The sequence below is a fragment of the Enterobacter cloacae complex sp. P24RS genome, from assembly GCF_014982165.1.
Lineage (GTDB): Bacteria > Pseudomonadota > Gammaproteobacteria > Enterobacterales > Enterobacteriaceae > Enterobacter > Enterobacter quasihormaechei.
This window is the reverse complement of sequence record NZ_JADCKU010000027.1, coordinates 24,344-30,791: the sequence shown is the minus strand read 5'-3', so window position 1 is coordinate 30,791 and position 6,448 is coordinate 24,344. Positions and strand designations below refer to the sequence as shown.

The 6,448-nt window shown below is 52.0% G+C and carries 7 protein-coding genes and 1 CRISPR repeat array; of the genes, 4 read left to right on the top strand and 3 right to left on the bottom strand.

Annotation, left to right across the window (positions count from 1 at the left end):
* The first annotated feature begins 99 nt into the window (after positions 1 to 99).
* Genes csy1 through cas6f form a run of 4 tightly spaced genes read left to right on the top strand, consistent with a single transcriptional unit; the run spans position 100 to position 3,918 of the window.
* Positions 100 to 1,410, top strand: coding sequence for a type I-F CRISPR-associated protein Csy1 (csy1, locus tag INF58_RS20255; protein WP_193528388.1), 1,311 nt, complete (start codon positions 100 to 102; stop codon positions 1,408 to 1,410).
* The gene (gene csy2 / locus INF58_RS20250; RefSeq protein WP_193035941.1) at positions 1,407 to 2,342 is read left to right on the top strand and encodes a type I-F CRISPR-associated protein Csy2; all 936 of its coding nucleotides are present in this window, start codon (positions 1,407 to 1,409) and stop codon (positions 2,340 to 2,342) included. The genes csy1 and csy2 overlap by 4 nt, the downstream gene beginning before the upstream one ends.
* A 13-nt stretch (positions 2,343 to 2,355) precedes the next feature.
* Entirely contained in the window at positions 2,356 to 3,354 is a 999-nt protein-coding gene (gene csy3 / locus INF58_RS20245; protein WP_193528387.1) for a type I-F CRISPR-associated protein Csy3, read from the top strand.
* A 9-nt stretch (positions 3,355 to 3,363) separates the two neighbouring features.
* Positions 3,364 to 3,918: a type I-F CRISPR-associated endoribonuclease Cas6/Csy4 gene (cas6f, locus tag INF58_RS20240; protein WP_112792500.1), complete on the top strand. Its 555-nt coding sequence runs from the start codon at positions 3,364 to 3,366 to the stop codon at positions 3,916 to 3,918.
* 22 nt (positions 3,919 to 3,940) lie between these two features.
* Here the strand turns inward: cas6f and INF58_RS20235 are convergent, their stop codons facing one another.
* From INF58_RS20235 to infA, 3 genes are all read right to left on the bottom strand, one after another.
* On the bottom strand, positions 3,941 to 4,414 hold the full coding sequence (locus tag INF58_RS20235; RefSeq protein ID WP_193528386.1) for an RES family NAD+ phosphorylase: 474 nt from the start codon (positions 4,412 to 4,414) through the stop codon (positions 3,941 to 3,943).
* A complete protein-coding gene (locus INF58_RS20230) occupies positions 4,411 to 4,854 on the bottom strand; it encodes an antitoxin Xre-like helix-turn-helix domain-containing protein (protein ID WP_193528385.1) in 444 nt (147 codons plus the stop codon). Before INF58_RS20230 ends, INF58_RS20235 begins: the two co-directional genes overlap by 4 nt.
* Before the next feature lie 238 nt (positions 4,855 to 5,092).
* Positions 5,093 to 5,902: a CRISPR direct-repeat array (repeat unit 28 nt; unit sequence GTGCACTGCCGTACAGGCAGCTTAGAAA).
* Between the two features lie 94 nt (positions 5,903 to 5,996).
* A complete protein-coding gene (infA, locus tag INF58_RS20225; RefSeq protein WP_002211347.1) occupies positions 5,997 to 6,215 on the bottom strand; it encodes a translation initiation factor IF-1 in 219 nt (72 codons plus the stop codon).
* Positions 6,216 to 6,448 lie beyond the last annotated feature (233 nt).

Here is a 6,448-nt window from a genome sequence, read left to right as displayed (position 1 = left end):
TGATTATACTTTTCATTTACTCAGGGAATTTATATTAATTATGGTTTTTTAATATATATAAATAAGAGTTATGGGAAAGACTTAATATTAAGGTGGATTATGAAGGAAGGAGATTTAGTCTTATTTCTTTCAACTTATATTGCCGGACGACGGCAAACAAAGCTGGAAGCATTTGATAAAGAAGCCGCAAAGCGCAGCGACACAGATAGCGCAACGCTTGCAGCCGAACGCCGGGAGCTGGAACTTCGCTATGAACCGAAAGCATGGCTGACGGATGCCGCGAAGCGGGCCGGACAAATTAACCTCGTGACCCATGCGGCGAAGTTTACCCACGGGGATTCAAAAAGCAGCAGTATCTACAGCGAGGCAGTGGCGCAGGAAGGGTATCTCAGCACCGCGACGCTGTCAGGTCTGGAACCGGATGCGGTGGGCAACGCCGCGGCGCTGGATGTCGCGAAATTAATGCAAACGCGGGTAGAGGGTGGCGACTCCCTTCTGGCAAGCCTGAAACGAGGCGATCGCGCTGCGCTGGCCGCTTTTACCGATGATGAAAATCAACTGATGGAGTGGATTGACGGGTTTTCCCGTGCGTTAACTTCCGGAGAACCGGCTTCGCACAAGCTGGCGAAACAGGGATATTTTCCGGTAGGAGAAGGTTACCACCTCTTAAGCCCGTTATTTGCCACCTCGCTTGTTCACGCCATGCATCAGAAAATGATTGCCTACCGTTTTGGCGATGAGGTTAAAGCGATCTGGAAAGCACGACGCGAGAAAACATGGCATCCCACTCTGCTGACGCTTTTCCCTGATTCAGCGGAAATACACTTCGGTGGCACTAAACCGCAAAATATTTCCTATCTCAACAGCGTGCGCGGTGGACGTAGCTGGCTGCTTTCCTGCCAGCCGCCGCAGTGGAAAAGGGCAGAAAAGCCGCCAACGCATTTGCGTTCTGTTTTCGCCTCGGGTGGGCAATTTGACCGTCGTGCCAGGAATCACATTCAGCTGCTTGTTTCCTTGCTGACGAGAACGGGCGATTACACCAGCTTTCGTATTCGTGAAGCGCGTGATGGCTATATCAATATGCTTATCGATCTGCTGTTCGAAATTGCATCTGAACTTCAACGTGAAGGCTGGCAGAACTGGACGCTCAACAACCCGGATCTGAAACCACATCAACAACTCTGGCTCGATCCCTGGCGCACAAAAACAGATGAGGCCTTCCGACTTGAGCGAGAAAAAGACGACTGGCAGGACGCAGTGGCAGAAGATTTTGCCCTGTGGCTGAACGCTCGTCTGCGTAAGGCGATGCCGGATTTAGGCGCCGTGGAAAAACGTGAATGGGAAACCCGCGAACGTTTACGCTCCAACCTCCGCGAGATGGAAAAAATCATTCAGGAGGCGCTGAAATGAGCTCACTGATCCTGCTTCGTCGTATCAGAGTTGAAAACGCCAACGCCATTGCGGGCCTGACGTATGGTTTTCCGGCCATCACCCATTTTCTGGGATTTTCCCATGCGTTATCTCGCAAGCTGAAGGAAACGCACGGGCTAAACATTGATGGCTGTGCTGTCGTCAGCCATGAGCACCAGATCCACGCGCATACGTCCGGTCGTGATTATCAGTTTGCCCTGACGCGCAATCCGCTTACCCGTGACGCGAAAACGGCCTCCTTTAATGAAGAGGGGCGCATGCATATGACGGTTTCGTTGCTGCTGGAATGCCATGGGGAGATCCCTAATGGCGAATACGGGCAGCGCGACCTCGCAGAGCATCTCCGGCAAGTTTGCCCGACGCTCAGGCTGGCGGGTGGCATTATCGTCGATATTCAGGCTATTACCGTCATGGCGATGCCGTCCAACAGCCGTGACCTGTGTCGGTTGCAGTGGCAGCTGATGCCCGGTTTTGCCTTACGCGATCGCAGCGGCTGGCTGGGGGAACATTATCAAACGCTTCTGGAAAACGATCCCAACACCACGATGCTCGATGCCTGGCTCGATTTCGCTGCGCTGAAGTTTCAGGCTGAAACGCCGGAGGAGGGCGACATGCGCGAAGGCGAGCCAGCAAGCTGGCACTATGTTCCGAAACCAAACCCCGGTTATCTGGTGCCCTTAATGACTGGCTATCAGCGGATTTCCGAACTCTATTCCCCTGGCGTTGTAAGCAACGCACGTGATGCAGAAACACCATTTGCATTTACGGAGGCAGTGTATGGCGTGGGCGAGTGGTGCGGCCTGCACCGGATCCAGTCTCTTGATGAAATTTTCTGGCGTTTTCATACGACAGAAACGGGCTACTACTGTCAGGGCGCGGGCGCGCCAGTGACATCTGCACATTCAAAATAAAAAGGATTTAGCTATGGCAAAGGCTCCAACTGCCGTTAAAACGGCATCTGTACTGGCATTTGAACGTAAACTGGCGACGTCGGATGCGGTGATGTTTGCAGGAAACTGGCAGGGTAAGACCTGGCAACCGATACGCATTCAGGAAAAAGCGGTGCGTGGCACCATTTCCAACCGCCTGAAAAACGCGCTCACCAACGATCCGGCAAAACTGGATGCTGAGATCCAGAAAGCTAACCTCCAGCGGGTGGATGTGGCAGCGCTGCCCGCAGACGCGGATACCTTACAGGTGAAGTTTACCCTGCGCGTGCTGGGAAATTTATCCACGCCTTCCGTATGTAATGACCGCGCCTATCAGGATGAACTTCAGCAGGTTATTGACGGCTACATCAGCGAGCATGGTTTTGCAGAACTGGCGCGCCGCTACGCAACTAACCTGGCGAACGGACGTTTTTTATGGCGTAACCGCGTTGGTGCTGAAAAAATCATCGTGAACGTGACGGGCAGTAAGGCGTGGACGTTTGATGCGTACAATTATGCGCTGCGAGATTTTTCATCCAGCGACGCGAGCCTAAACGCCCTGGCGCAGGAAATTGAAAAAGGGCTTAGCGGGGAAGGGTTTGTGCTACTTAATGTAGAGGCGCAGGTGCTTCTCGGTGCCGGACAGGAGATTTTCCCATCGCAGGAGCTGGTCCTGGACAGCAACAGCAGTAAGAGCCGCCTGTTGTATCAGGTGGATAATATCGCTGGCATGCACTCGCAGAAAATCGGCAATGCGATTCGGACGATCGATACCTGGCATCCAAAAGTGGATGAGCTTGGCGCGATAGCCGTTGAGCCGTATGGCTCTGTCACCAGCCGCGGCGTGGCCTGCCGTCAGCCGAAAGAGAAAATGGATTTCTACACGCTTCTTGATAGCTGGGTGACGAAAGGGCAGAAACCCGACGTTGAGCAGCAGCATTACGTGATGGCCGTGCTGATCCGGGGCGGTGTCTTCGGCGAGAAGGGCGAGTAAGGAGTGATTATGGATCACTACATTGAGATCCGCGTCCTGCCCGACCCGGAGTTTAGCGAGGAGATGCTGATGGCCGCGCTGATGGCCAAACTGCATCGTGCGCTGGGCTTGCGGGGGAAGGGGGATATTGGCGTTAGCTTCCCTGCTCACGGCATCAAGCCTGGCGCGGTGTTACGCCTGCATGGCGATCGCCAGGCGTTAAGCGAACTCGAATCGCTGACATGGCGGAAAGGGCTAAACGATTACTGCCTGTGCACGGCAATTAAAGCCGTGCCAGAGGTAAACCGCTGGCGATGCGTATCCCGGATCCAGGTGAAAAGCAGCGCGCAACGGCTTATGCGTCGCTCGGTAAAGAAAGGATGGATAACCGAAGAAGAGGCGCAGGAAAGGATACGTACAATGGAGGAAGCGCGGACCGATTTGCCCTGGCTTAATTTACGTAGCCTCTCAACAGGTCAGTCTTTCAGGCTCTTTATCCGTCATGGTGAGCTGCTTCCCGCACCTGTGGTTGGGCTGTTTTCGACTTATGGACTCAGCGCGACGGCGACAGTTCCCTGGTTCTGATAAATCACAGCCGCATCAGCTTTCAGGGTGCGGTTTTTTCTGCAAGACGGGTATCAAAATTAAAAGGGAGTTGCTCAACAGAATTGAGTGCCTTGTGGAATGCAGGATGCAATGGATTGAGTATGGCATTGTTTTCATAGGGAATGATGCAAGAAGGTAAAATCAGGGCGAGGGCACCGCTAGCCTGTAACCAACCGGTTCCCAGATCCATTGTCGAAACCGGCGCCGGATTTTCCTGCCAGTCGTCCGGTAACCACGCTTTATCCAGGTAATCGATCTGATCGTCCGGGATAGCAATGCTGAAAAGCTGGTACTGATTCAGCACGGTATCTTTTCTGACGTGCACCAGAATTTCCAGTGAAGCCAGCGAGATGGAGGTGGAGACATACACGGCAGGATGGCCTTTATGATTCCAGCGTCCGCCATACTGGTTTGCACCACTACCACTCCATGCCTCGCTGGCATAACGTTCTGTCACCATACGATAAAAAATCATGCAAACACTCCGTGTTCCAGTCGACCAATCAAGTCGGTGACTTCCAGCGCACCGGTTTCCGTAGCAATCAGGTCGACAGGCGCAACGTTCCCAAGCCCGCGCACCGGTAGCTGCAACCAGTTCCATGCCTCTTCTTTGCTGCCGAAATAGTCGACAGCCGCATCCAGTACCCGAACGAAGCGTGCCACACGCTCGCTCTCGTCTGGCGTCAGCGTCCGGCCTGCGCTTTTGCGGCGGGCAACGTTACGCTCGTTGATTCCCGTAACGCGTAAAATCTCCGCTTTCGACATGTCCGTCCACTCGTGAATATTGTCGAGGACGCTGACGGGTAATCCTTGATTAAGATACTCAATCAGCCGCATACCTCTGTTTGCAGGTAAACCAGCGTAGCGCCACAGCGTGTTGTCAGCAGGTTTTTGTGCGGGGACCCATGTTCTCATGATACCTCCCGAATAATGTCATTTGTCATATATAAGTATAGTCATTTGTCAGGTGCCAGGGAATGGGTATTTTTTGTGCTGAGTGGGTTATGAAAGAGTGGGTTTTGACCCTAATTTTCGATAAGAAATTAATGTATTGATTTTAATATGCATTTTTAATTGGCGAGAAAAAAGGGTAAGAGGAGGGCGTTTAGCTTTTTTTGTATGAAAATCATGTTGGTGTGGAGCTATTATTCCAGTGCACTGCCGTACAGGCAGCTTAGAAAAAAGGACTTATGCGGTTACAATCCAAATAGAAGTGCACTGCCGTACAGGCAGCTTAGAAATTTGCCTGCAAATTACAGTGCTAGAGCTAATGGTGCACTGCCGTACAGGCAGCTTAGAAATGTAAGCCATTTTCACACCAACCCTCAACGAATGTGCACTGCCGTACAGGCAGCTTAGAAAAACGGCGTGAGCAGTATTTACGACGCCCTGGGGTGCACTGCCGTACAGGCAGCTTAGAAATGCACCCGGTCGCCAAGCGAGTCGTTCTCGTCGTGCACTGCCGTACAGGCAGCTTAGAAACTGATGCTTATAGCTGCCTGGCTAACATTAGAAGTGCACTGCCGTACAGGCAGCTTAGAAATTCACGCCGTCCTGCGTGGTCATTACATAAAGGTGCACTGCCGTACAGGCAGCTTAGAAAAACAACCACGAACGGAGCTATAGTATCTGTAAGTGCACTGCCGTACAGGCAGCTTAGAAAGGCATGAGAGAGAACAGCCTCAAGCGCCCGCTGTGCACTGCCGTACAGGCAGCTTAGAAAGGTAACGCCGCGTCATAGCTGTTTTTGATATCGTGCACTGCCGTACAGGCAGCTTAGAAATGGACTTCGTCAGTCATTCTCAGCGCCACCCGGTGCACTGCCGTACAGGCAGCTTAGAAAGGCATGGAGTGAGCAACAAAAGCGGCAGGTAAGTGCACTGCCGTACAGGCAGCTTAGAAACACAGCGACATGCTGCGGTACAGAAAGGAACTGTGCACTGCCGTACAGGCAGCTTAGAAAAATCGTTCAAATAATCGACTGTCCTGACAAAAAAATAAGGCCGGGAATATCCCGGCCTTATTTAATATTCATCTGCCATTACAGGCGAAAACAATTAGCGACTACGGAAGACAATGCGGCCTTTGCTCAGGTCGTACGGGGTCAGTTCAACAGTCACTTTGTCGCCCGTCAAAATGCGGATATAGTTTTTGCGCATTTTACCGGAGATGTGCGCAGTTACCACGTGACCGTTTTCCAGTTCTACGCGAAACATGGTATTAGGCAACGTATCAAGTACGGTACCCTGCATTTCAATATTGTCTTCTTTGGCCATCTAATCCTCTGGGGTATCACTACCAAGTTTTGAACCGGCAAGATAATGCCGAAATTCATCAATTAAGTAAAGAATTGCGCGTTTAAAACGCAGCAAAACAATTTCAGCGTATTGCCCAAGCGTCACGGTACAACCGAACGGAAAGCGCATTCGTAAAGGGGAGACGACAGGATAAACGTCAGGACGTTATCTGAAGCGGGGGTCCCAAACGGCGGCGGGGCAACAGGCAGAAG

Coding starts and splice junctions, on each gene's coding strand:
- INF58_RS20230 (WP_193528385.1), bottom strand. CDS start 4,854: ATGAGAACATGGGTCCCCGCACAAAAACCTGCTGACAACACGCTGTGG.
- csy3 (WP_193528387.1), top strand. CDS start 2,356: ATGGCAAAGGCTCCAACTGCCGTTAAAACGGCATCTGTACTGGCATTT.
- INF58_RS20235 (WP_193528386.1), bottom strand. CDS start 4,414: ATGATTTTTTATCGTATGGTGACAGAACGTTATGCCAGCGAGGCATGG.
- infA (WP_002211347.1), bottom strand. CDS start 6,215: ATGGCCAAAGAAGACAATATTGAAATGCAGGGTACCGTACTTGATACG.
- cas6f (WP_112792500.1), top strand. CDS start 3,364: ATGGATCACTACATTGAGATCCGCGTCCTGCCCGACCCGGAGTTTAGC.
- csy1 (WP_193528388.1), top strand. CDS start 100: ATGAAGGAAGGAGATTTAGTCTTATTTCTTTCAACTTATATTGCCGGA.
- csy2 (WP_193035941.1), top strand. CDS start 1,407: ATGAGCTCACTGATCCTGCTTCGTCGTATCAGAGTTGAAAACGCCAAC.